Source organism: Micromonospora sp. WMMC241 (genome assembly GCF_027460165.1).
Lineage (GTDB): Bacteria > Actinomycetota > Actinomycetes > Mycobacteriales > Micromonosporaceae > Micromonospora > Micromonospora humi.
Genome location: NZ_JAPZBF010000001.1, coordinates 6,574,013 through 6,598,631, shown reverse-complemented (window position 1 = coordinate 6,598,631; position 24,619 = coordinate 6,574,013). Strand labels below are relative to the sequence as shown.

Sequence of the window (24,619 nt, the reverse complement as noted above, 5' to 3'; positions counted from 1 at the left end):
CCTCGGGACAACCTGTGGACGCGGAGGGCCCGGCATGTGCGCAGGGTGTGCACAGGGTGTGGAAAAGTGATGGGGAATTCCGGGCCTATCGCTCCTGACCTGGGCTTTTCCCATCCCCACCCTGTGGACGGAAGATTTCAGGTCGAGCCTTGTCGCCGTTCGTCCCGTACTATCGCTGCGAACGGCTGCACCTTGACAGCGGATTGCACTTTCGGGTTGAGGAGAAGGGTCACGCTCCGGCCGTGAGACACCGGGACTGGGCAGGCGGGGAGGACACCCCGCGCGTGCGCCGGCCGAGCGGTTCCTGGGACACCTCCGCCGGTCCGCGTGCGGTCGACTCGTACGCGCCGGAGCGCCACCGCACTCCGAGCCGCCGACGGGCGATCGAGCGTGGCCAGGACGAGCCGGTGGACGCCTACCTGCCGCGATGGGCGGTCGAGTCGGGGATCAGCCGGGCCGACGGCGGTGGTCGGCACGCCGCGCCCGACGACGACGAGGACGTCGAGGTCGAGTCGCCGTCCTCGGGTGGCGGCCGGCGGGCCGACGTCGGGTGGCGCCGCGACGACGACCGACGTGAAATGCGGGCCATCGGCGCCGCGCCGGTGTCGGATCACACTGCCGAGTGGACCCTGGACGCACCGCAGGAGCGGGGGTACGTCGGGAGCCGGCGGGCCGAGGGTGAGGACGAGCCGGTGTCGGGCACGGTCCCGCGCAGCCGGCCCCGCCGGGCGGCGACCCGCAAGCCGGAGGTGACCTGGTCGGGGCTGCCTGAGGAAGCGAGCCCGGGTGGTGACACCGGCGGGTGGGAGGCGGAGCGGCCGACGCGGCGGAGCCGGCGGTCGACGTCGAGTTCGTCCTGGCCGCCACCCGTGGTCGATCCGTGGGAGCGGGGGCGGGCGGTCGACCCGGCGCCCGTGGAGCAGCCGGCGGTCGACCCGTGGGACGCGTCGGGCGTGCAGGAGTGGGGTCGGGGCGCCACCGGGACGAGGTGGGAGCGCTCGGAGGACCGGTGGGACCGGACGGAGCACACCGGCCAGTGGGACCGGTTCACCGACACCGGTCACCTCGACCGGGTGCGCGACACCGGCGACCGCTACCCGGCGGTGGACCCGTGGGACCGTACGGCGCCGCCGGTCCGGGAGGGCTGGGCGTCGCCGGAGCAGATGGAGGAGTTCTGGTCGGGCACCCGCCTGGCGGGTGACGACCCGCGCTGGATGGAGACGCCGACGTCGGCGCCTCGGTCGCCGATGGTCGCGTACCCCGCTCCGCGTCCCCGGGCCGCGCCTCGTCGCCGGCCGGCGGAGCCGGTCGGGGCGGGCGGGTCCGCGTTGCGGCGGGGGATGGACACGATCGGCGGCGGTCCGTGGGGCCGGCGGCTCGAGGACGACCTGCTGGACCCGGATCCGGGTGGCCCGCTGCGACCGTTGGTCTACACGGCGGCCTGCTACCTGGTGCCGGCGGTGCTGCTCTTCCTCGGTCTGGTGTTCCTGGACGGGCAGGCGCCGCCGGGGTGCGTGACCGACATCAGCGGCGGCGGCTGCGACTCGCCGCGGGCGCACGCGTTCGCGTCGTTGTCGGCGGCGGCGCCGCGGTTCGGGCTGGCGTTGGTGAGCAGCCTGGTGGTGGCCGTGCTGCTGCGTCAGGTCGGGACGACGTGGCGGTCGGCGACGGTGGCGCTGGCGGCGGCCGTGGTGGGTGGCGGGTTGTCCACGGTGGTGATCAGCGCGGTGACCGGCCAGGCGATCGGCTGACGTGCGGAAGCGGAGAAGGGCCCGCACCGGTTGTTCGGTGCGGGCCCTTCCGTCGTGCGGTGGGTGTCAGCCCTTGACCACGTTCAGGTCGAACTTGGCGGTCACCTCGGGGTGCAGGCGAATGCTGACCGGGTAGGCGCCGAGCGACTTGATGTGGCCCGGCGTCTCCAGCCGGCGACGGTCCAGGGTCGGACCACCGGCCGCCTTGACGGCGTCGACGATCTCGGCCGGGGTGACCGAGCCGAAGAGCCGGCCGCCGTCGCCGGCGCGGGCCTTCAGGTTGACCTTCAGGCCCTCGAGCTGGCCCTTGATCTCGTTGGCGTGGCCGAGGTCGCGGACCTCGCGGGCCGAGCGGGCCCGCTTGATGACCGTGACCTGCTTCTCGGCACCCTTGGTCCAGGCGATCGCGAAGCCCTGCGGCAGCAGGTAGTTACGGCCGAAGCCGTCCTTCACCTCGACGATGTCGCCCGGAGAGCCGAGGCCGGACACCTCCTGAGTAAGGATGATCTTCATGTCCGTGCCTCCCCTCAGCGTGCCGTGGCCGTGTACGGCAGGAGCGCCATCTCGCGGGCGTTCTTGACCGCACGGGCGATCTGCCGCTGCTGCTGCGAGGTAACGCCGGTCACCCGTCGAGCGCGGATCTTGCCGCGGTCGGAGATGAACTTGCGCAGCAGCGCGGTGTCCTTGTAATCGATATAGGTGATCCCGTCCTTGTCGAGCGGGTTCACCTTCTTCTTCGGCTTGCGCAGTGCCGCAGCCTTCGCCATTGCTCTTGCTCCTGGTTTGCGATCGCGGGCGCTCGGCGCCATCAGAACGGGGGCTCCTCGTCGAAGTTTCCGCCGCCCGAACCAGCGCGGGAGGGGGCCGGGGCAGCCGAGGCCCAGGGGTCGTCGAAGTTGCCTCCGCCGCCACCCTGGCCACCACCGCCACCACCGCCGAAGCCGCCGCCTCCGCCACCGGAGCGGGACATCTTCTGCACCTTCGCCGTGGCGTAGCGCAGGGACGGGCCGATCTCGTCGACCTCCAGCTCGATGACGGTGCGCTTCTCACCCTCGCGGGTCTCGTACGACCGCTGACGCAGCCGGCCGGACACGATCACCCGGGCGCCGCGCTGCAGCGACTCGGCGACGTTCTCGGCGGCCTGGCGCCAGACCGTGCACGAGAGGAACAGCGGCTCGCCGTCCTTCCACTCGCCGGACGCCTTCTCCAGGAACCGGGGCGTCGAAGCGACCCGGAACTTCGCGACCGCCGCACCGGACGGGGTGAATCGCAACTCGGGGTCATCGGTCAGGTTGCCGATGACCGTGATGGTGGTGTCTCCTGCCATGACCATCTCCTCGCGCACTCATCGTTGTGCCGTACAGGCTCTCAGAGCCCTCCGACAGCGCGGATGAGGTTTTGATCCGGACGTGCCGGGTCCTAGATGCTCAGCGCATCTCCGGGCGAATGACCTTGGTGCGCAGCACCGACTCGTTGAGTCGGAGCTGACGGTCCAGCTCGGCCACGGCCTCCGGTGTCGCCTGGAGGTCGACGACGGCGTAGATGCCCTCGGCCTTCTTGTTGATCTCGTACGCGAGGCGCCGGCGGCCCCACACGTCGGTCTTCTCCACCGAGCCACCCGCGGTCCGGATCACGTTCAGGTACGTGTCGAGAGACGGGGCGACGGTGCGCTCCTCGAGGCTGGGATCGAGGATCACCATGACTTCATAGTGACGCAAGACGTGCTCACCTCCTGTGGGCTAGGCGGCCACGGTCCTTCCGTGGCAGGAGGTCGTGCGTCGTTGCCCGCCGGTGCCGGGGGAACCCGGCCGGACGCGGACAACCGGACCAGGATAGCCGGTCCGGACGATCATGCCGGGGCCGGTGGTCCGGGTGGCTCCGGAGGCGGCGACAGGGGCCCACCTCCGGCGTCGCGCGCCGAGAAGGTGGACCCCTGTCCACGGGGCCGCGAGGCGTCCCGTCCGCATTCCTTGGGTGGGACCTGGGGAGGAACGACCACACCGATGAGGTTGGATCGAGGACGCCCCGCGGAGCTTTATCATGTTGTCGCCTGGTGTGACCATACAGCGGCTCTCGTCACCACTTGGGGTAAATGCAGGAATTCGTCCAGCTGGTGGATCGCGCCCCGTCGTGCCGGGCCGCACGGCGGGGCGTCCCGTTGCCGGGGGCCTTGCCTGCCCGTGCCGTGCTGTGGACCACGTCCGGGCGGAGCGTCGACCATCGATCTCACCTCGGACAACGACCGCCGGGCCAGGTGGTGACGCGCACTCGGAGCCGCGACCCCCCGCGTGCGAGTACGCCGGGCGTCGGCGGGGCGACGTAGGCTGCCCTGCATGCGAATCGGAGCCCACGTCGATCCGGCCGACCCGCTGGCCGAGGCGACCGCCCGGGAGGCGGACGCGGTGCAGTTCTTCCTCGCCGACCCGCAGGGTTGGAAGGCCCCGAAGCCCCGCGAGGACGCCGAACGCCTGCGCGCCGCCGACGTCGACCTCTACGTCCACGCGCCGTATGTGATCAACGTGGCCACGCTCAACAACCGGATCCGCATCCCCAGCCGCAAGCTGCTCCTCGGTCACGCCACCGCCGCGGCGGCCGTCGGCGCCAAGGGTCTGATCGTGCACGGCGGTCACGTCAACGCCGGGGACGACCTCGCCAAGGGCTTCGACAACTGGCGCAAGACCTTCGCGTACGCGGCCGATTCCGGCGGCTTCCCGCTGCCGGTGCTGATCGAGAACACCGCCGGCGGTGACAACGCCTGCGCCCGCCACCTCGACGCGCTGGCCCGCCTCTGGGACGCGCTCGGCGACCACGAGGTCGGCTTCTGCCTCGACACCTGTCACGCCCACGCCGGCGGCGAGGAACTGCTGGGCCTGGTCGACCGGGTGAAGGCGATCACCGGTCGGATCGACCTGATCCACGCCAACAACTCCAAGGGCGCCTTCAACTCGGGCCAGGACCGCCACGACAACCTCACCGGCGGCACGATCGATCCCGAGCTGCTGGTGGCGGTGATCCGGGCGGCCGGCGCGCCGGTGATCGTCGAGACCCCCGGAGGCGTCGAGGGCCAGGCGTCCGACATCGCGTTCCTGCGCGGCCAGCTGGGCGCCACGGCATGACCGGGGAGCAGTCCGGCGCGACCGGGGCCGCCCCCCAGGCGGAGGCCGCCGCGACAGACGCGAAGCCGGCACCGGGCAGGGCATCGGCCGCACGGGTCGGAGCCACCTCGACCGCGACGGCCGCCACCCACGACGAGCCCCCGGGGACCACCGCGGCCGGCGGCGACGAGACCGCCGAAGAAGGCCGGACCGGCGGGAACGACAGCGGCACCAGGACCGCCGGGGCCGACGCCAAGCACGGGACCGGCGGCCCGGACGGCGACGCTCGGACCGAGAGCAGAACCGCAGGCGCGGACCGCGACGCCGCGGCCGACGCCCAGGACAGGACCGCAGGCACGGACCGCGCCCCCCGGAACGACGCCCAGGACAAGACCGCCGGCACTGACCCCGACTCCGGGACCGACGCCCAGGACAGGACCGCCGGCACTGACCCCGACCCCGAAACCGACGCCCAGGACAAGACCGTCGGCACGGACCGCGGCCCCGGGACCGACACCGAGGACAAGACCGCCGGCACGGACCGCGACCCCGGGACCGAGACCGACGGCAGGGGCGAAGCCGGGGGTACGGACGGCGACGCGCCGGCGGACCGCTGGACCGCGTTCGGGCCGGCCCCCGAGCCGGTGCTCGGTCGGGCCCGTCGGACCGGGCGCGCGGTGGGCCGGTTCCTGGTGCACGAATGGACGCTCGCCGCCGTCGCCACGCTGGTGGTGGCCGCGGCGATGACCTGGCCCACCCTGCGCTACCCGCGTTACACGCTGCCGCAGGACTACTGGGACCCGAGCCTGCAGGCGTGGCAGATGGCGTGGTCCGGGCACATCCTGCGTACCGACCCGGCGATGCTGTGGCACTCCAACACGTTCTTCCCGGAGAACTGGAGCTTCGCCTTCTCCGACACCCTGCTCGGGTACGCTCCGGCGGGCCTGATCGGGGTCGGCCCGGAGCAGGCCGTGCTGCGCTACAACATCATGTTCGTGCTCGCTCACGCGCTCGCCGCGTTCGGGGCGTACGCGCTGGCCCGGCAGCTCGGTGCGGGCCGGATCGGCGGCGCGGTGGCCGGCGCGAGCTTCGCGTACGCGCCGTGGCTGCTGGCCCAGGCCGGGCACCTGCACATCATCTCCAACGGCGGCATCCCGCTGGCGCTGGCCATGCTCGCCCGTGGGCACGGCTGGTCGCTGCGCCACGGCTACCGCCCGCGTCGCCGGCACGCGGGCTGGGCGCTGGCCGGTTGGCTGGTGGCCGCCTGGCAGCTCACCCTCGGCTTCGGCATCGGGTTGCCGTTCGCCTACCTGTTGGCCGGCGTCGGGCTGGTCGCGGTGGTGCTGTGGTTCGTCCGTCGTCGGCGGGTGAAGCGTCCGTTCGGCCGGCGGCTGTTCCTGGCCGACCTGGTCGGCGCGCTCGTCTTCGCCGCGGTCGGCGGGTTGCTGGCGATTCCGTTCTTCAAGGTCGCCGAGCTGCATCCGAACGCGGCGCGCTCACTCGCCGAGATCGACCTCTACTCGCCGCCGGCCAGCGGCTTCTTCACCGCGCCGGCCGAGTCCCGGGTCTGGGGCGGACTGCACGAGGGGGCGCGGGCGGTGCTGCCGTGGCATCCGGAGATGACGTTGCTGCCGGGCTTCGCGCTCTACGCGCTGGCCGCCGGCGGCTTGTTCTTCTCGGTCTGGCGGGTCCGCCACCGGCTCTTCCTGCTCGCCGGTGTGCTGGTGACGATGGCGCTGGCGATGGGCACCCGGTTCCTCGGCGGCCGGTTCACCTACGTGCCGCTCTTCGACTACCTGCCGGGCTGGAACGGGCTGCGGACGCCGGGCCGGATGATGCTCTGGACCACGCTGCTGCTCGGCCTGCTCGCGGCCGGCGCGGTCACCGCGTTCTGCATGCGGGTGCGTGAGCTGGCCGCCGAACGGGTCCCGCCGTGGCCGGGCCCTTGGCTGCGGCTGGCCACGCTGGTGCCGCTGGTGCTGGTGCTGGTCGAGGGGTTGAACGTCACGCCGCACCCGGTGGTGCCGCGGCAGCCGGCGGCGATGCGCACCGTCGACGGTCCGATGCTGGTGCTGCCCAGCAGCCAGAACCTCGACCAGCCGGTGATGCTCTGGTCGACCGACAGGTTCCAGCCGATGGTCAACGGTGGCAGCGGCTTCACCCCGAACTCCCAGGCCCAGGTCCGTGAGGCCACGGTCAGTTTCCCCGACTACGCCAGCATCGACTACCTCCGGCGGATCGGGGTCCGGAACGTGGTGGTGCTCCGGGACCAGCTCGGCGGCACCCCGTGGGAGGGGATGCTCGACCGGCCGGTGGAAGGGCTGGGCGTGACCCGGGAGCAGGTCGGCGAGGCGGTCGTCTACCGGCTGTGAGGCCGGCCGGGCCGCCTCGCGTCCCGGCCGGCGCGCCCCGCCGCCGCCGTCCCGGTCAGGCCGGAACGGGATCGACGGGGCGGTCGGCGGCGGCGCCGGAGCGCCAACGTTGGTGCCAGGGCGCGTCGGGTGCGCCGTCGAGCAACCCGCCGTCGGGGTCGTCGGCGTAGGTCTGCCGCACCGCGTCGCGCTCCGGTCGCAGGATGTCCCGGATGACGAAGCCGCAGAGCACCGCCACGGTGACCAGGCGCAGGGTGGACGCCAGCACGAAGACGCCCTCGGGGAAGACCGGCCGGGAGGTGGCGGTGCCGAGCAGTTCGCCGTAGAAGGCGGCGAAGTAGCAGACCTCGGCGAACTGCCAGGCCAGGAACGCGCCCCAGCGCGGCCGGGCGAGCACCGCCAGCGGCAGCAGCCAGAGCACGAACTGCTGCGACCAGACCTTGCTGAAGATCAGGAAGGCGGCGACGATCAGGAAGGCGACCGGGGCCAGCCGGGGCCGGCGCGGGGCGAGCATCGCGAGCGCGGCCACGCCGAGGCAGGCCAGCCCGAAGAGCAGGTACGACACCCAGTTGAGCGTGGAGATGTTGGCGTTGAGCCACTCGAACGGGCCGAGTTCACCGGGGGCGGACGGGCTGATCCGACCGTCCAGGTAGCGGCCGATGTACCAGAGCGTGCCCCAGTCGATGGGCCGGGTGGTGTTCAGGTCGAAGAACCGCCCCCAGCTCTCCCGGTAGGGGATCGCCACCGGCAGGTTGACCGCGACCAGCGTCACCAGCGCGGTGGCCGTGGTGACGAGCCCGGCCAGCAGCCGGCCGGCCCGCAACGTGAGCACCAGGATCGGGCCGAGGAGGAACAGCGGCCACATCTTCGCCGCGCCGCCGAGCCCGAGCAGCACGCCGGCCAGTCCGGGAAGCAGCATGCCGTACCGGTCGGGCCGGGCGCGCGCCCACGCCAGCAGGCCGAACGCGGCCAGGCCGACGGCGAGCAGGTCCCAGTTGACGGTGGCGGTGAGCACCAGGGCCGGGGCGAGCGCGAACAGGGCCGCGTCCCAGGGTCGTCGGCGGCGCAGGCTGAGGATGACCGCGACGGTGGCGACCGCGAGCGCGCCGAGCACCAGCGCGTTGAGGTTGTAGAACCACTGCCCCTGGTTGATGCCCGGGTTGTCGACGCCGAGGGCGTGCACCGGCAGGCCGAGCGCGCCCATGAAGTAGCCGGTCAGCACCGGGTATTCCACCGGGTGGTCGGCGTAGGGGACCTTGCCCTCGTTGAGCCCTTCGGCGTAGTAGAGCGCCAGCACGTCGGTGTAGCACATCCGGGTGTACTGGACGTTGTTCTGCCAGGCGCCGTCCTGGCAGGGCGACTTCTGCACCCAGTGCAGGGCGAGCGTGAGGCAGACCAGGGCCAGCACGATCCGCGCCGCAGTCCAGAACCGGCCCTCGCGACCGGCCGGCCGGTCGAGGGCGGTGGCGTGGTCACCGAGCGGCCCGCCGATCAGGCCGGACGTGCCCCGCACGAACCAGTCCGAGCGGGACGGATGGTCGGCGGTCGCTCCGGGTCGGGGCGACTCCCCGGACGCACCGGGTTCATCGATGCCTGCGGTCGACTGGGTGCTCATGGTGAGGCATCCTGCCGTACGTCGGGGGTGTCCGTCCCGCCGCGCGCGGAGAAATTCCGGTACGCGAAACGCGGCGGCGGCCGGACCGCTCGGGTCCGGCCGCCGCCGTCAGGGCTACGCGTCAGTTCGTCTGTCTGGTCGGTGGCGTGCTGGGCAGCACGCCACCGCCTCGGCCGCCGCCCCCGGGGAAGCCGGGGAGACCACCGCCCTGGTCGCCACCACCGCCCGGGTTACCGCCGCCGGGGTTACCGCCGCCCTGGTTGCCACCGCCCTGGTTGCCGTCGGGGCAGAACAGGCCCAGCGGATCGCAGGCGGGGCCGCCGGGGGTCGGCGGCGGCGGGGCCGGCATGTCGCCGTTGCCGACGTCGTCCTTGCCGATGTTCGCGGCCGGCGGGAAGTCGAGTTTCTCCTTGTCCTTCAACGCGTCGTTCATGAAGCGCTGGAAGATGGCACCGGGCATCTTGGCACCGCTGATCTTGTTGCCGTCCTTGTCCTTGATCGCCTTGCGGGCGTCCTTGTTGCCGACCCAGACCGCGGTGGCGAGTTGTGGCGTGTAGCCGATCATCCAGGCGTCGCCGTTGTCGAGCGTCTTCGCGTTCAACTCCCAGGTGCCGGTCTTCTCCGCGGCCTTCCGGCCGTCGTCGAGCCGCCGGTTCACCTGGCCCGGGTATTCCTCCAGCACCGAGGTGACGTCGGCGACGACGTCCTTCTTGATGCGTTGCTCCGGGGTGGTCTTCACCGTCTTGAGCACGTCCCACTTACCGGTGTCCGGGTTCTGCTTCTCGACCTTCCGGATGAAGTGCGCCTTGTTGTAGAAGCCCTGGTTGGCGAACGTGGCCACGCCGTTGGCGTGGTCGAGCACCGTGATCGGGTACTGGCCGTAGCCGATGACGTGGAAGAACGGATCGGGCGCGAGGTCCTTGGCGTCGTACTTGGCGAGGTCGTACGCCTTGGCGGGGTTGGTGTCCGTCCGCCACATGGTGCTGACGCCGGCCTTCTTGGCCATGTCGAGCACCTTGTCCGGGCCGATCTTCTCGGTGATGTAGTAGAACGGCACGTTCAGCGACTTGAGCGTCGACTGTTCGAGCGTGCAGGAGTTGCCGCAGCTGGCGTCGACACCCGCGTTGCTGACGGTGAACTCCATCTTGTCCGGCTTGAAGGACTTGCCCTTCCAGCGGGACTTCAGGGAGATGCCCTCGTCGAGGGCCGCCGCCAGCGTGTAGATCTTGAAGCTCGACCCGGGCGAGTGACCACCGCTGACCACGCCGTTGTCGACGTTCTTGCCGGCGTAGTCGGTGCCGGTGCCGTTGTCGCCGCCGTAGTAGGCGCGCACCTCGCCGTTACTGGGGTCGATCGACACCAGCGCCGCCATCAGGTTGCCCGGCTGGCCGGCCAGCTCGGAACCCTTCTTGGCCCGCTGCGCGGCAGCCACCGCGGCGCTCTGGACCTTGGCGTCGATGGTGGTGGTGACCCGGTAGCCGCCGCGGCTCAGCGCCTTGGCGCAGAGCGGATTCTTGTCGGTGACCTCGGCCTCGTTGTCGGTGCAGAGCTTCATCTCGCGCAGTTCCTGCGAGACGTAGTTGACGACGTTGCCGTACGGCGTGTCGATGCCGAAGCCGCCGGCGCTGTTCTTGGACGGCTTCTGAAGCGACTTGGTCGGGTACTCCGTGGGGTGCGGTGGCGTGTTCGGCGCGTCGAGCCACTTCTCGGTGATCATGCCGTTGATGACGTAGTTCCAGCGGTCCAGCGCGGCCTGCTGGTTGATCGCCGGGTCGTAGCCCTGGTGCGTGGCGCTCGGCTCGGGCTGCTTGATCAACGCGGCCAGCACCGCGCCCTCGGCGACGGTCAGCTTGGCGACGTCCTTGCCGAAGTACGTCCGCGCCGCCGCCTGGATGCCGTACGCGCCGCGCCCGAAGTAGATCACGTTCAGGTAGTGCTGCATGATCACGCTTTTGTCGTACTTGTCGTTCAGCTTGGAGGCGAGAATCGCCTCCTTCACCTTGCGGCCGTACGTGTCCTGGTTCAGGTTGTCGAACGCGTTGCGCGCGTACTGCTGGGTGATGGTCGAGGCACCCTGCTTGTCGCCACCGCTGACGTTGTTCCAGGCGGCCCGCGCGATGCCCTTGTAGTCCACGCCGGAGTGGCGGTAGAAGTTCCGGTCCTCCGCCGCCGCGACCGCGTGCTGGACCCACACCGGGATCTGCTGGATGGTGACCAGCTGCCGGTTCTGGTCGCCGATCCGCGCGATGGGCGTCTTGCCGGTCCGGTCGTAGATGGTGGTGGACAGCGGGGGGATGGTGTCCTCCGGCAGCAGCACCTTCTGCGAGTACCAGGTGAAGCTCACGACGCCGATGCCGGCGAGCATGATGAACACGGCGAAGCCGGCAATCAGCATGTTGAGCCGACGGCGCTTCTTCGACCGGGCCGGGTCGTCACCGCGACCGCCCCGCGCCGGGCCGAGGGGCACGCCCGGGCCACCGGGGCCGCCCGGGCCACCGCCGCTGAAGCCGGGCACGCCGGCCCGGGCCACCGCGGCCCGACCGCCGACCGGCGCCGCGCCGACGCTCGCCCGCCCGGCCCCGCCCACGCTCGCCGCGCCCACCGAGGCGCGTCCGGCCGGGCCGGCCGGGGAGACCGGGACCGACGCCCGACCGGCGCCCGCGCGCCCGGAGACGCCGGGTGCCGGCGAGACGGGCACCGAGGCCCGGCCCGCGCCGGCCCGGCCGACCGGGGCCGCGCCGGCGGTGCCGCGGGGCGCCGGTGGCACGCCGCTGACCGGGGCTCGGCCGCCGGCGCCGCGTGGCGTGACCGAGGCGCGCGCCGAGGCACCGCCCTCCGGGGCGCCGGACCAGCCGTTCCCGCGCGGGCTCCGCTCGGAGCCGGGGTCGCCGTTCGGGCCCGGGATCTGGGCCCGCCCACGCGAAGAACTGGAATCGCCGTAGTTCATTCCTCACACCCTGCCGGTCGCGGTGGGACGCGGGGGCGTCGCCACCGGGTTGCCGTGAGCTGAAACACGGGACGCTACCTGCCGGCCCTGCCGGCGCGCGCCCGTCAAATGCGAGCTATTCGGACCAATCACGCTTAACGGCTGTCGCTCGTGCCGCCCGGACAACGGGCCGGCGACGATCGGGACAGCCGTGTTCACCGTTGCGCCTCTCGCCTTCGCCGAGGGGTGGAGCCGTCGGCCACGGCCACCCCGGTCGCGTCCCCCGCCTCGCCCGCGAGACCGTCCCGGCCGAGCAGGAACTGCTCGACGAGATGGTTCCAGTCGCAGCCGGGGCAGACCTCCACCACGAACACCTGGAACTCACGCAACGTCATGGCCAGGACGGGCAACTCCGCCCGGGTACGCGCCTGGCCCGCCGACTGCTTGAGTTCGTCACCGTAAATGTAGTGGACGTGGATCAGGTTCTCGCTACGGCAGATCGGGCAGCGATGATCGGTCGGCTCGCCGTGGAAGTGGGCGGCGTTCTTCAGGTACGGCGAGGCGTCACAGACGTCGTACGTGCCGATCCGACCGGCGAGAAGCTCACGCAGCACCGCTCGCTTCTGGAGCGAGTAGTCGACCACCTGGCGCTGCGTACGCATGCGGCAAAGGGTACGCGCTCCGGCGAACCGAGGCGACCATGGTCACGATCAGTGACGATCGCGTCGCGTAACCCGGGGTTTGCCCTGGCCACCCCCGTCCGCTAACGTGCGATGTATCGGCCCGATACATCGCGGTGGTTAGCCCTCCACGCAGGGGGAAAGAAGGGATGGCGCCCGTGCTCGAGTTCGCCATCCTGGGCCTCCTGCAGGAGGCTCCGATGCACGGCTACGAGCTGCGCAAGGAGTTGACCGCCAAGCTCGGCGCCATCCGGGCGGCGATCAGCTACGGCTCGCTCTACCCGACCCTGCGCCGGCTGCAGGCGGCGGGATGGATCACCGAAGCCGCCGAGACACCCGCGACCGCCGAGGAGGTTCCCGCGCTGACCAGCCGACGCGGTCGGGTGGTCTACACCATTACCGCGGAGGGCAAGGAACGCTTCGCCCAGCTGATAGCGCAGGCTGGACCCGAGACGTACGACGACACGGGCTTCGGCGTGCACTTCGCGTTCTTCGCCCGGACCGACCAGGCCACCCGGCTCCGGATCCTGGAAGGTCGCCGTCGCAAGATCGAGGAGCGTCGCGAGGGTCTTCGCGACGTGCTCGGCCGGGCGGCCGAGCGCCTCGACGCGTACACCCTGGAACTGCAGCGCCACGGGCTCGACGCCTGCGAGCGCGAGGTCCGCTGGCTGGAGGAGCTCATCGCCAACGAGCGCTCCGGCCGGGCCCCGGCCGCCCCGGACACCGGGACGGCCACGGGCCGAGGAGACAACGACAGCCCGCCCACGCCTGGAACGTCCAGGACAGAGCGGCCGTGATGAAGAAGAAGGAGGCAGACGCTATGGGCTCCGTCCGCGTCGCCATCGTCGGTGTGGGTAACTGCGCCTCGTCCCTCGTACAGGGCGTGGAGTACTACCGGGACGCCGACCCGAACGACCGCGTCCCGGGTCTCATGCACGTCACCTTCGGCGACTACCACGTCTCGGACGTGACGTTCGTCGCGGCGTTCGACGTGGACGCCAAGAAGGTGGGCATGGACCTCGCGGAGGCGATCGTCGCCAGCGAGAACAACACGATCAAGCTGTGCGACGTCCCGCCGACCGGCGTGACCGTGCAGCGCGGCCCGACCTTCGACGGCCTGGGCCAGTACTACCGCGAGATCGTCGAGGAGTCGGACGCCAAGCCGGTCGACGTGGCCCAGGCGCTGCGCGACGCGCAGGTCGACGTGGTCGTCTCCTACCTGCCGGTGGGTTCCGAGCAGGCCGACAAGTTCTACGCCCAGGCCGCGATCGACGCCGGCTGCGCGTTCGTCAACGCCCTGCCGGTCTTCATCGCCTCCGACCCGGAGTGGGCGCAGAAGTTCACCGACGCCGGTCTGCCGATCGTGGGTGACGACATCAAGAGCCAGGTCGGCGCCACCATCGTGCACCGCGCGCTGGCGAAGCTCTTCGAGGACCGCGGGGTCGAGCTGCTGCGCACGTACCAGCTCAACTTCGGCGGCAACATGGACTTCATGAACATGCTGGAGCGCAACCGCCTGGTCTCCAAGAAGATCTCGAAGACCCAGTCGGTGACCTCGCAGATCCCGCACGAGATGAGCAAGAGCGACGTGCACATCGGCCCGTCCGACCACGTGCCGTGGCTGGACGACCGCAAGTGGGCGTACATCCGCCTGGAGGGCCGCTCCTTCGGTGACACCCCGCTCAACGCGGAGCTGAAGCTCGAGGTGTGGGACTCGCCGAACTCGGCAGGTGTCATCATCGACGCCGTCCGCGCCGCGAAGATCGCGCTGGACCGGAAGATCGGTGGCCCGATCCTCTCCGCCTCCTCGTACTTCATGAAGTCCCCGCCGGAGCAGTACGCCGACCACGACGCGCACGCCGCCGTCGAGGCGTTCATCGCCGGCGAGATCGAGCGCTGACGCGCCGTACCGCATGAAGGAAGAAGGCCGGGTCCGCGCGGACCCGGCCTTCTCCTTTCGCGTACGTCAGGACCAGGCGCGGCGCAGCGCCCCGGCCGCCTCCAACTCCAGCAGCGTCACCTTGCGCGGCAGCCCGCCGCCGAAGCCGACCAGCTTGCCGCCTGCCCCGACGATCCGGTGGCAGGGCACGATCACCGGCACCGGGTTGCGGTTGCACGCCACCCCCACCGCCCGAGCGGCACCCGGATCACCGAGCGCCTTCGCCACCTCGCCGTAGGTGGTCGTCTCCCCGTAGGGAATGCGTGTCATCTCGCGCCAGACCGCGCGCTCGAACTCCGAGCCGCGGGGCGCCGACACCGGCACGTCGAACTCGGTCAGCTCGCCCGCGAAGTAGGCCCGCAGCTCCGCCACGGCCTGCCGGGCCAGGTCGTCACCGGGCTCCTCGTCGGCCGAGGCCACCCGGCCGAAGTGCGCGCCACGCACGGCGTCGGCGTCCGTGCCGACGGAGAACTCCCCGATCGGCGAGTCGAGCACTGTCCAGCGCATGGCACCCATTCTCGCGCGGCGGGCAAAGTTTCCCGCACACCGGGCGTCTGAGAGACGGAGGTGGACGGTGGCCGAGGTCGACCGGGAGTTCACCGCGTTCGTCAACGAGCGCGGAGCGGCCCTGCTACGGGTCGCGTACGCGCTCGCCGGCAACCAGCACGCGGCGGAGGACCTGCTGCAGAACGCGCTGGCCAAGGCGTACGCCCGGTGGCCCCGGATCCGCGGCGACGCGGAGCCGTACGTGAAACGGATCCTCTACCACGACCAGGTCTCCGGCTGGCGGCGGCGGGCGCGACGCGCGGAGGTCCCGGTGGCCGACCTGCCGGAACGACCGGCGGCCGGTGACGACAGCGACCTGCGGCTGCTGTTGCGCGACGCGCTGCGCGCGCTGCCGCCCCGCCAGCGGGCCGTGTTGACGCTGCGCTACCTGGAGGACCTGAGCGTCGAGCAGACCGCCGCGATGCTCGGCTGCCGGCCGGGCACCGTGGCCAGTCAGAGCGCGAAGGCGCTGGCTCGGTTCCGGCAACTCGTGCCGGCGCTCGACGAGCTGACCACCCCGGCGGAGGTGACCCGATGAGCACGTCGCTGGACGAGACGCTCCGCACGGCCGTACGCGCCCTGGCCGACGACGCAGTGCCCGCGCCGGACCTGGCCTGGCGGGCGCTCGGGCACGGCCGACGGCTCCGCCGCCGCCGGCGGGTCGCCGCGACCGCCGCCGTGCTGGTCGCCGTGGTCGCGGTGACCCTGCCGTTCGTGCTGCTGCGCCCCCGCCCCGCGCCGCCGCCCACCGCACCGCCGGTCACCGCCGTCCCGTCGCCGGTGATCCGGTCGGCGCCGGGCGCGAACTGGTCGAACGGCCCGTTGACACTGCCGGGCGGCTGGGTGGTCACCAGCCTGAACGAGGTCGCCAAGTCGAACGGGAAGTCCGACCGGGCACGCGGCCGTTACCTCGTCAACGGCCGCTACGACGCGGTCCTCCCCGCCCCGACCGGGTCGCTGGTCGCGGTCTGGGACGACGACCGACCCCGCCAGGTCGGGCTCGTCGACCTGGCGCGCGGGACGACGCGTTGGTACGAGCCGGGTCGTGCGCTCGGCGCGCCGAACTGGTCGCCGGACGGCCGGCGCCTGGTGTTCACCAGCCAGCGGGTCGACCACTTCGGCTTCGTCGTGCTGAACGCGAAGGGCGCCGGCCGCACCCACGCCGTCGACACCGACGAGTTCCTCTGCACCGACCACTGCTTCTTCCTCTGGAGCCGGGACGGACGGGAGGTGCTGCTCCAGCAGACCGACCCGGGCCGCCCCCGGTCCGAGTCGGCCCGGCACCCGCGCCGGGGCGTGCAGTTCTTCTCCGCCGACACCGGCCGGCCCACCCGCTTCGAGCCGTTACCCGGTGACCCGGCCGGGCCGTGGGCCTGGTCGCCGGACGGGAAACTGGTGGTCGTCCAGGGGCAGCGGGAGCCGCTGCTGGTGGAGGCGGCGACCGGCCGGGTGGTCAACGCGCTGCCCGCTGCCGACGCCGTCTGGGCCGGCCCCGATCGGCTGCTCTACCGGCGGCCGAACGGCTCGCACGAGTTCGTGTACGCCGACACCACCGGCCGGGAGCTGGTCCGCCAGCCGCTGCCGGAGGAGTTCCGCCTCGCCGAGGTGACCATCGCGCCGGGCTGAGCGGTCGCTGAGGGTTCGCTGTACGCAGTGGATGTTGCGCGATGTCGATACTGTGCAGGTCGTGGCCACGGGGACGCTCATCTTCCTGATCATCGGTGGAGCCGGTGTCGGAGTGCTGACGCTCGCCCTGCTCGGTTCGGGAGTGCTGCACCTCGGCCACCCGGACGTCGACGGGCCGGTGTCGCTGGAGGCGGTCGCCGGGTTCACCGGAGCGTTCGGGTTCGGCGCCGCGATCGTCAACGAGCTGCTCGGGGGGCGTACCTCCGGGATGATCGCGGCGGCGGCGGCCGGCGGCGTGCTCGCCGCCGTGCCCACCGGCTGGCTGGCGACCCGACTGAGCCGCGCGGCCCGCAACATGCGCACCGACGCCACCCCCACCCGTGACCACCTGACCGGCGCGATCGGCCTGGTGGTGACCCCGATCCCCGTCGGCGGCTACGGCGAGGTCCGGGTACGCCTCGCCGGCCAGCCGGTCAAGCTCAACGCCCGGGCCGACCAGCCCATCGGAATCGGCGCCCGGATCTTCGTGGTCGAAGCGCTCAGCGAGACCAGCGTGCACGTCGAGACCTACTGAATCCCTCAACAGACGGGAACCCCCATGCCCCTGCTCGTCGCCATCGGCGGCGCGGTCCTCCTCGCCGTCCTGCTCGTGTTCTTCGTGCTCTCCCGGATCAAGGTCGCCGGGCCGAACGAGGCGTTCATCGTCACCGGCCGCAAGGGCCGGACCACCCAGACCGCCGACGGCATCCGATCCACCGACATGTCCGGGCAGAAGGTCGTGCTCGGCGCCTCGGTCTTCGTGCTGCCGGTGGTGCAGAAGCTCCAGTCCCTCGACCTGTCCAGCCGACGCATCGACGTCGGCATCCGGGGCGCGGTGAGCAAGCAGGGCATCCGTGCCGACCTGCACGGCGTCGCGATCGTCAAGGTCGGCGGCACCGAGGACGCGATCCGGGCCGCCGCCCAGCGCTTCCTGCACCAGCAGGACGAGATCGACAACTTCACCCGGGAGGTGCTGGCCGGCGCGCTGCGCTCGATCGTCGGCCGGCTCACCGTCGAGGAGGTCATCCGGGACCGGGCCGCGTTCGCCAGCGCGGTGGCCGAGGAGGCCGAGCACTCGATGACCAACCAGGGCCTGGTGCTGGACACGTTCCAGCTCCAGGACATCCTGGCCGAGGGCTCATACCTGGCCGACCTGGGCCGGCCCGAGGCCGCCCGGGTGCTCAAGGACGCGGCCATCGCCGAGGCCCGGGCCCGGCAGGCCGCCGAGCAGGAGCGGCTGCTCGCCGAGGAGGCGATCGCCGAGGCGAACCGGAACCTGTCGCTCAAGCAGGCCGGCATCCAGGCCGAGATCGACGCGGCGAAGGCGAAGTCGGCAGCGGCCGGTCCGCTCGCCCAGGCCGAGCGGGACCAGGCGATCCTCTCCGAGCAGCAGAAGGTGGCCGAGCGCAACGCCGAGCTGAAGCAGCGCCAGCTCGACACCGAGGTGCGCAAGCCGGCCGACGCCCAGCGGTACAAGGTGGAGCAGGAGGCCGAGGCGGCCCGCAACGCGGCGGTGCTGCGCGCCGACGCCGAGCGGCAGGCCACCATCGCCGCCGCCCAGGCCGTCGCCGAGCAGTCCCGGCTCACCGGTGAGGGTGAGCGGGCCCGCCGGGCCGCGCTGGCCGAGGCGAACGCGATCGAAGGCGCCAAGGAGGGCGAGGCCGAGCAGCGCCGGCGCTCCGCGATCGCCGAGGCGGTCGAGCGGGAGGGCCAGGCCGAGGCCGCGGCCATCCTGGCCAAGGGGCAGGCGGAGGCCGACGCGATGGCCCGCAAGGCCGAGGCGTTCGCCGCGTACGGCGAGGCCGCGGTGCTGGACCTGCTGGTCAAGGTGCTGCCCGAGGTGGTCGGCGCGGCCAGCGCCCCGATCGGCGCGATCGACAATATGACCGTCATCTCCACCGACGGCGCCTCCTCGCTGACCAAGTCGGTGGCCGGGAACGTCGCCCAGGGCCTCCAGCTCGGCAGCGACCTGACCGGCATCGACCTGGCCGGGCTGCTGGCCCGGCTGGGCGGCGCGCACACCAACGGCAAGAGCACGGTGGACGGCAGCACCGTCAACCCGTGACGAACGACGGCGCCCGCCGGTTCCCCTCGGGGAGCCGGCGGGCGCCGTCGTGTGTGGTGCCGGTCAGAGCACGGCGAAGACGAACTTCTCGCCGTTGCCCAGGCCCAGCGTCGCGCTGTTCAGGTTGATCGCGCGGCTGGCGATGAGCCGGGTGCCACCGGTGCTGCCGGCGGTGACCGCCTTGCCGTTGGCGTTCGCCCGCAGGTAGACCGAGCCGTCGGCGTTGTAGTCGACGAAGTCGAAGACCTCCCAGGCGCCGGGTGACGTGGCCCGGGCGATCAGCGGCTTGCTGCCGCCGCTCTCCGCGGTGACGAACTTCTTGTTGACCAGCGCACGCAACGTGAAGTAGCCGTCGCCGACGCTGACGACCTCGTACTTCTCCCACGCGCCGACCGCCGTGGACCGGGCGATCAGCGGCAGCGTGCCGCTGTTCTCCGCGGCCACGTACTTGCCGTTGGCCACCGCCTTGATGCCGACGACCGGGGCGGCGGCGTCGAAGTCGAACTTCTCCGCGGTGCCGATGGAGGTCTTGCTGGCGATCAGCGCGGTGGTGGTGTTCGAGGCGGTGACGTACTTCCCGTTGACCACCGCCTTCAGGCTGACGGTGCCGTCGGCGTTGGTGACGATCTGGAACTTCTCCCAGGCGCCGATCGAGGCGGCGCGGGCGAGCAGCGGCCTGCTGCCGCCACCGTCCGCGCTGACGAACTTGTTGTTCGCCTTCGCGCGCAGCCCGTAAAGGCCGCTGCCGGCGTCCACCACGTCGTACCTCTCCCAGGCGCCGGCCTCGGTGCCGCGCGCGACCAGCGGCTTGCTGCCGCTGCTCTCCGCCGTCACGTAGCGGCCGTTGCTCCGGGCCTTCAGGCCGTAGGACTCGCGGGCGACCACGGCGTTGCCGACGTGCAGGAGCCGGTCGACCGAGCCCATGGTGTCGTGCACCGCGCCGGCGATGCTGGTGTCCACGATCGAGTCGCGTACCTGCTGCGGGGTCCAGTCCGGGTGCGCCTCCAGCAGCAGCGCGGCGGCGCCCGCGACGTGCGGGGAGGCCATCGAGGTGCCGCTCATCGACTCGGTGCCGGAGGCGGTGCCGGCCTTCGCCGACACGATGCCGGCACCCGGGGCGTAGGTGTCCAGGCAGCGGCCGAAGTTGGAGAACCAGGCCCGCATGTCGATCCGGTCGGTGGCGCCGACCGTGATGGCCGCCGGGACGCGTGCCGGCGTGATCCCGCAGGCGTCCTTCCAGCTGTTGCCGGCCGCGATCGCGTAGCTGATGCCGGCGGCGATGGAGCGGCTGATCGCGTCGTCGACCGCCTGGTCGACGCCGGGGAAGCCCAGGCTCATGTTCGCCACGGACGGCCCGGTGGCGTGCGCGGTCACCCAGTCGATGCCGGCGATCACGTCCTCGCTGTCGCCGCCGCCGGCGCAGTCGAGCACCCGGACCGCGACCAGCTTGACGTCCTTGGCCACGCCGTACTTCGTGCCGCCGATGGTGCCGGCGACGTGCGTGCCGTGCCCGTCGCAGTCCTGCGCGACGTCGTCGGAGTCGACCGCGTCGTAGCCGTTCACGGCCCGCCCGCCGAAGTCCTGGTGGGCGATGTCGATGCCGGTGTCGATGACGTACGCGGTCACCCCGGCGCCGGTCGCCGGGTAGGTGTAACGGCCGTCGGCCTTCGCCTTGGCCTGGTCGATCCGGTCCAGGCCCCAGGGCGGGGTGCTCTGGGTGCCGGTGGCCGTCGCGCGTTGGACCTGCTGGACGTACGCGACGTCGGGGTCTGCGGCGAGACGCTCGGCCTGCCGGCGGTCCATGCTGGCGGAGTAGCCGTGCAGCGCCTTGCCGAACACCCGGCGGACGGAACCGCCGTGCTCGCCGGCGAGGGCCGACGCGGCGGACTTCACCTTGGCCGGGGTGGCCTTGCCGTTCTTGAGGACGACGATGTAGCGGCCGGGCACCGCCCCGGCCGTGTCGGCGCCGCGGACCGGGCCGCGCTTCGGGCCGTCCGGCGCGGCAGACGCCGGGCCGGCGGTGGCGGCGCAGAGGATGGAGGTGGCGGAGGTGAGGGCGAGCCCCACCAACGCGGAGCGGCGCAGCGCGCCGTGGCGTGACACTGAATGGACTCCCCGTCTCCAGCGACCGTCCGGAGCGGACGGGCGGATGCGATCAGGACAGCCGCGCCCGTCGGGCCGGGGGGCTGGTGATGACCAACATCATGCGGGAAAGATCGACCGGACCACGTCATCCGTTCGGTCGACACGCCGGCGTATCGTCGTCGATTTTCCGCCGGGGCCGACGATCAGCCGACGATGCCCTCGGCGCGCGCCCAGCGCAGCAGCTCCGCCTCGGCCTCGTCGCGGTCCAGCGGCCCGCGCTCCAGTCGCAGCTCCTTGAGGTGCTGCCAGGCGCGCCCGACCACCGGGCCCGGCGGCACGCCGAGCAGCTCCATGATCGCGTTGCCGTCCAGGTCCGGCCGGACCCGGGCCAGATCCTCCTCGGCGGCGATCCGGGCGATCCGCTCCTCCAGCGCGTCGTAGTCGGCCGCGAGCTGGGCCGCCTTGCGCCGGTTACGGGTGGTGCAGTCGGAGCGGGTCAGCTTGTGCAGTCGGGACAGCAGGTCACCGGCGTCGGTGACGTACCGGCGCACCGCCGAGTCGGTCCACTCGCCCCGGCCGTACCCGTAGAAGCGCAGGTGCAGCCCGACCAGCTTGACCACCTGGGAGGTGACGTCCTTGGGATAGCGCAGCGCCTTCATCCGGGCCTTGGTGAGCCGGGCGCCGACCACCTCGTGGTGGTGGAAGCTGACCCGGCCGTCCCCGCCGACCGCCTTGGTGCCGGGCTTGCCGACGTCGTGCATGAGCGCGGCCATCCGCAGCACGAAGTCGCAGCCGTCGGACTCCATCGACATGGCGTTGGTGACCACGGTGAGGGTGTGCTCGTAGACGTCCTTGTGCTGGGCGTGCTCGTCGATCGTGAGCTTGAGGCCGGTCAGCTCCGGGAGGAAGCGCTCGGCCAGGCCGGTGTCGACGAGCAGGCGCAGGCCGGTCACCGGGTCGGCGCCGCACAGCAGCTTGGTGAACTCGTCCCGGATCCGCTCGGCGGTGATCCGGTCGAGGTCGGACGCCATCCGGGTCATCGCGGCGCGGACGTCGGGGTGGACGGCGAAGCGGAGCTGGGCGGCGAACCGGGCCGCGCGCAGCATCCGCAGCGGGTCGTCGCGGAACGACTCCTGCGGCGTCCCGGGGGTACGGATGATCTTGGCGGCCAGGTCGGCCAGGCCGCCGTACGGGTCGGTGAACCGGTGGTCGGGGAGGCTCACCGCCATCGCGTTGACGGTGAAGTCGCGGCGCTTCAGGTCCTCGGTCAGGCTGGTGCCGTACTGCACCACCGGGTTGCGGCTCACCTGGTCGTAGACCTCCGCCCGGAAGGTGGTGATCTCCAGGGTGAGCCCGTCGCGCTGGCAGGCGATGGTGCCGAACTCACGCCCGGTTTCCCAGATCGACTCGGCCCAGCCGCGTACGACCTTCACCGTCTCGTCCGGGTGGGCGTCGGTGCAGAAGTCGAGGTCGTTGCCGAGCCGGCCGAGCAGCGCGTCCCGGACGGAGCCGCCCACCAGGTGCAGTTCGTGACCGGCCCGGGCAAAGCGCCGGCCCAGCTCGTCGGCGACCGGGGAGACGCGGAGCAGTTCGGCGACGGCGTTGCGCTGCGCGGCGGTCAGCTCGTGGCGTTCGGCGGCGGACGCGGAGGCGGAGGCTTCGGACATGGGATCGCCAGCCTATCGGGCCGGGGGTGGATCGACCGCGCCGGGCGCGGGTAACCGGCCGAGGTTGACTAAGGTTCCGGTTGTGCGGGGCCGTCGGGGCCCGGTTCCGGCGTACCCCTGGAGGCTGGCAGATGAGCGGCGGCGGGCTCTACCGCAGCGCGAACGCGCACGACGGCGGCCTGCCGCCGGACGACGGCGCCACCTTCATCTCGGCCGAGCCGCTGAACCAGCCCGGCGCCGAGGCGGTCGCGCCGCCGCAGGAGATCGTCGCCGAGACCAGCGCCGCGGCGAACAGCGCGGTGATGGCGATCGGCAGCCTGGTCAGCCGGGGTACGGGCTTCATCCGCAACCTGATGATCGGCGCCGCGCTCGGTGGCGCGCTGGTCGGCGACGCCTACACCACCGCGATCTTCCTGCCGAACCAGGTCTACGAGTTCCTGCTCGGCGGCGTGCTCACCAGCGTGCTGATCCCGGTGCTGGTCCGGCGGCGCAAGTCCGACCCGGACCGGGGCGAGGCGTACTCGCAGCGGTTGCTCACGCTCGCCGTGCTGGCACTGGCGGCCGTCGCGCTGATCGCCATGGCCGGGGCCTCGGTGCTCACCGCCATCTATGCGGGCGGCAAGGACCAGGACTACCAGGGCCTGGTCACCGGACTGTCGTACCTGATGCTGCCGATGCTGTTCTTCACCGGCGTGAGCGCGCTGATCGCCGCGGTGCTGAACACCCGCGGGCACTTCGCCGCCCCGATGTGGGCGCCGATCCTGAACAACCTGGTGGTCATCGCCGTCTGCGGGATCTACATCGCGGTCTTCGGCGCCAAGATCATCCAACCCGGCGAGATGAGCTGGGAACGGGTCCTGCTGATCGGCGGCGGCACGCTGCTCGGCGTCGCGGTCCAGACCGCCGGGCTGCTGCCCGCGCTGCGCAAGGTCGACTTCCGGTGGAAGTGGCGGTTCGACTTCCGCGCGCTCGGCCTGGCGGAGCTGGCCCGACTCGGCGGCTGGATGTTCTGCTACGTCGGGGTCAACCAGCTCGGCCTCTTCGTCGTGGTCAACCTGCTCACCCGGGCCGCCGGGGGCAAGAACGCCGGTCTGCTGATCTACAACAACGTGTTCCTGCTGCTGATGATGGCGCACGGCATCATCGCGGTCTCGATCATCACGGCACTGATGCCCCGGATGAGCGCGGCCGCCGCCGAGGGCCGGTTCGCCGACGTCACGGCCGACCTGTCCCGCGGCACCCGGATGGTCACCGCGGTGCTGGCCCCGATCGCGGTCTGCTACGCCGTACTGGCCGGGCCGATCTCCGTGATGGTGTTCCGCTACGGCGCCTTCGACGGCGACAACGCGGTGGCCACGTCGACGGTCCTGCTGGTGGCGGCGCTCGGGCTGGTGCCGTTCGCGGTCAGCCAGCTCTTCACGTTCGCCTTCTACGCGCTGCCCGACACCCGCACCCCGGCGCTGATCAACATCCCGGTGGTGATCCTGCGGGTGCTGCTCCAGGTGGGCCTCTTCCTGATCTTCTCGAACACGTTCGCGGCGGCCGGGATGATGCTCGGCAACGCGGTGTCGTACCTGGCCGCGGCGATCATCTCGGCCATGCTGCTGCGGCCCCGGGTGGGCCGGATCGGGCTGGGCCGGATCATGAAGACCCTCGGTCGGGTGGTGGTGGCCGCGCTGGGTGCCGCGCTGGTCGGGGTGCTCGTGGTCGCGGTGCTCCCCGGCGACCCGGAGGGCCTGAGCCGGCTGGCCGCGGCGGTCCAACTGGTGATCGGCGGCGCGGCGATCGGCGGGACGTACCTCGGCCTGGCCATGCTGCTGCGGATCGGTGAGATCACCGAGGTGGTGGGGATGGTGCGGCGGCGGCTCGGGCGCTGAGCCCGCCACGCCGGACCGTCGTGACCGACGGTGAACGAGGATCACCAGGCTGGGGATACGGCTGTGGATAACTCGGGATTCCGCCGTCCAGTGGGCCTCTCGGCCTGTGGACAACCAACCGTACGGCTGAGGGTGCCCAGGCCGGGGCGGGGAAAGCAGGAGCACGCCACACCGGTACGCCCCTGCGCCGCTCACTTGCCGTCAACCTCTAGATTGGCGGTGCGTGTCCGCGGTGACTGGCTTCCCACCGGCCGCAGCGGGAAGATGACATGTCGGAGAACCGGGCATCCCGGGTAAGGTCGCACTCGACGGGTACGTCCGGCGTCGACGTCGACC

20 protein-coding genes are annotated in these 24,619 nt (G+C 71.9%); 10 read left to right on the top strand and 10 right to left on the bottom strand.

All coding sequences use genetic code 11. The features are described 5' to 3' along the window. Positions 1–242 precede the first annotated feature (242 nt). Entirely contained in the window at positions 243–1,751 is a 1,509-nt protein-coding gene (locus tag O7598_RS30120; protein WP_269694543.1) for a hypothetical protein, read from the top strand. Positions 1,752–1,817: 66 nt separating this feature from the next. Here O7598_RS30120 and rplI read toward each other — a convergent pair whose 3' ends face one another. The 4 genes from rplI to rpsF form a co-directional block, all read right to left on the bottom strand. Beyond that, positions 1,818–2,264, bottom strand: a complete 447-nt coding sequence (gene rplI, locus O7598_RS30115) for a 50S ribosomal protein L9 (RefSeq protein WP_091061823.1) — start codon at positions 2,262–2,264, stop codon at positions 1,818–1,820. A gap of 14 nt (positions 2,265–2,278) precedes the next feature. After that, complete coding sequence (rpsR, locus tag O7598_RS30110; RefSeq protein ID WP_007073789.1) at positions 2,279–2,518, bottom strand: 30S ribosomal protein S18; 240 nt, start codon at positions 2,516–2,518, stop codon at positions 2,279–2,281. 41 nt (positions 2,519–2,559) lie between these two features. After that, entirely contained in the window at positions 2,560–3,096 is a 537-nt protein-coding gene (locus tag O7598_RS30105; RefSeq protein ID WP_269694542.1) for a single-stranded DNA-binding protein, read from the bottom strand. Positions 3,097–3,178: 82 nt separating this feature from the next. Then, positions 3,179–3,469: a 30S ribosomal protein S6 gene (gene rpsF / locus O7598_RS30100; RefSeq protein ID WP_088643630.1), complete on the bottom strand. Its 291-nt coding sequence runs from the start codon at positions 3,467–3,469 to the stop codon at positions 3,179–3,181. Between the two features lie 615 nt (positions 3,470–4,084). Between rpsF and O7598_RS30095 the strand changes: the two genes are divergently transcribed. Together O7598_RS30095 and O7598_RS30090 are read left to right on the top strand one after the other, a co-directional pair. Beyond that, on the top strand, positions 4,085–4,867 hold the full coding sequence (locus tag O7598_RS30095; RefSeq protein WP_091061825.1) for a deoxyribonuclease IV: 783 nt from the start codon (positions 4,085–4,087) through the stop codon (positions 4,865–4,867). Further along, on the top strand, positions 4,864–7,218 hold the full coding sequence (locus O7598_RS30090; protein ID WP_269694541.1) for a hypothetical protein: 2,355 nt from the start codon (positions 4,864–4,866) through the stop codon (positions 7,216–7,218). Before O7598_RS30095 ends, O7598_RS30090 begins: the two co-directional genes overlap by 4 nt. Positions 7,219–7,273: 55 nt before the next feature. On the opposite strand, the gene O7598_RS30085 is transcribed toward O7598_RS30090, so the two are convergent. The 3 genes from O7598_RS30085 to O7598_RS30075 form a co-directional block, all read right to left on the bottom strand. Further along, positions 7,274–8,833, bottom strand: coding sequence for a glycosyltransferase family 87 protein (locus O7598_RS30085; protein WP_269694540.1), 1,560 nt, complete (start codon positions 8,831–8,833; stop codon positions 7,274–7,276). A gap of 121 nt (positions 8,834–8,954) precedes the next feature. Continuing rightward, positions 8,955–11,780: a transglycosylase domain-containing protein gene (locus O7598_RS30080; RefSeq protein WP_269694539.1), complete on the bottom strand. Its 2,826-nt coding sequence runs from the start codon at positions 11,778–11,780 to the stop codon at positions 8,955–8,957. Between the two features lie 194 nt (positions 11,781–11,974). After that, positions 11,975–12,421 (bottom strand): DUF5318 domain-containing protein, encoded by a 447-nt coding sequence (locus O7598_RS30075; protein WP_269694538.1) that lies wholly within the window; start codon positions 12,419–12,421, stop codon positions 11,975–11,977. A gap of 176 nt (positions 12,422–12,597) precedes the next feature. Between O7598_RS30075 and O7598_RS30070 the strand changes: the two genes are divergently transcribed. Continuing rightward, positions 12,598–13,236, top strand: coding sequence for a PadR family transcriptional regulator (locus O7598_RS30070; protein WP_091062388.1), 639 nt, complete (start codon positions 12,598–12,600; stop codon positions 13,234–13,236). A 23-nt stretch (positions 13,237–13,259) separates the two neighbouring features. Then, positions 13,260–14,339: an inositol-3-phosphate synthase gene (locus tag O7598_RS30065; RefSeq protein ID WP_269694537.1), complete on the top strand. Its 1,080-nt coding sequence runs from the start codon at positions 13,260–13,262 to the stop codon at positions 14,337–14,339. A 66-nt stretch (positions 14,340–14,405) separates the two neighbouring features. Here the strand turns inward: O7598_RS30065 and O7598_RS30060 are convergent, their stop codons facing one another. Beyond that, complete coding sequence (locus O7598_RS30060; RefSeq protein WP_269694536.1) at positions 14,406–14,885, bottom strand: methylated-DNA--[protein]-cysteine S-methyltransferase; 480 nt, start codon at positions 14,883–14,885, stop codon at positions 14,406–14,408. A gap of 67 nt (positions 14,886–14,952) precedes the next feature. On the opposite strand from O7598_RS30060, the gene O7598_RS30055 reads away from it, so the two are divergent. From O7598_RS30055 to O7598_RS30040, 4 genes are read left to right on the top strand one after another with little or no spacing between them, the layout of a single operon-like run. Continuing rightward, complete coding sequence (locus tag O7598_RS30055) at positions 14,953–15,462, top strand: SigE family RNA polymerase sigma factor (RefSeq protein WP_269694535.1); 510 nt, start codon at positions 14,953–14,955, stop codon at positions 15,460–15,462. After that, positions 15,459–16,550 (top strand): hypothetical protein, encoded by a 1,092-nt coding sequence (locus O7598_RS30050; RefSeq protein WP_269694534.1) that lies wholly within the window; start codon positions 15,459–15,461, stop codon positions 16,548–16,550. The genes O7598_RS30055 and O7598_RS30050 overlap by 4 nt, the downstream gene beginning before the upstream one ends. A gap of 31 nt (positions 16,551–16,581) precedes the next feature. Then, positions 16,582–17,124 carry a hypothetical protein gene (locus O7598_RS30045; RefSeq protein WP_269694533.1) on the top strand — a complete coding sequence of 181 codons (543 nt, stop codon included), beginning with the start codon at positions 16,582–16,584 and terminating at the stop codon, positions 17,122–17,124. 24 nt (positions 17,125–17,148) lie between these two features. Continuing rightward, entirely contained in the window at positions 17,149–18,654 is a 1,506-nt protein-coding gene (locus tag O7598_RS30040) for a flotillin family protein (RefSeq protein ID WP_269694532.1), read from the top strand. Positions 18,655–18,717: 63 nt separating this feature from the next. On the opposite strand, the gene O7598_RS30035 is transcribed toward O7598_RS30040, so the two are convergent. Further along, complete coding sequence (locus tag O7598_RS30035; RefSeq protein WP_269694531.1) at positions 18,718–20,757, bottom strand: S8 family serine peptidase; 2,040 nt, start codon at positions 20,755–20,757, stop codon at positions 18,718–18,720. Positions 20,758–20,942: 185 nt separating this feature from the next. After that, positions 20,943–22,406, bottom strand: a complete 1,464-nt coding sequence (locus O7598_RS30030; RefSeq protein WP_269694530.1) for a CCA tRNA nucleotidyltransferase — start codon at positions 22,404–22,406, stop codon at positions 20,943–20,945. A gap of 131 nt (positions 22,407–22,537) precedes the next feature. On the opposite strand from O7598_RS30030, the gene murJ reads away from it, so the two are divergent. After that, a complete protein-coding gene (murJ, locus tag O7598_RS30025) occupies positions 22,538–24,283 on the top strand; it encodes a murein biosynthesis integral membrane protein MurJ (protein ID WP_269694529.1) in 1,746 nt (581 codons plus the stop codon). The last annotated feature ends 336 nt before the right edge of the window (positions 24,284–24,619 follow it).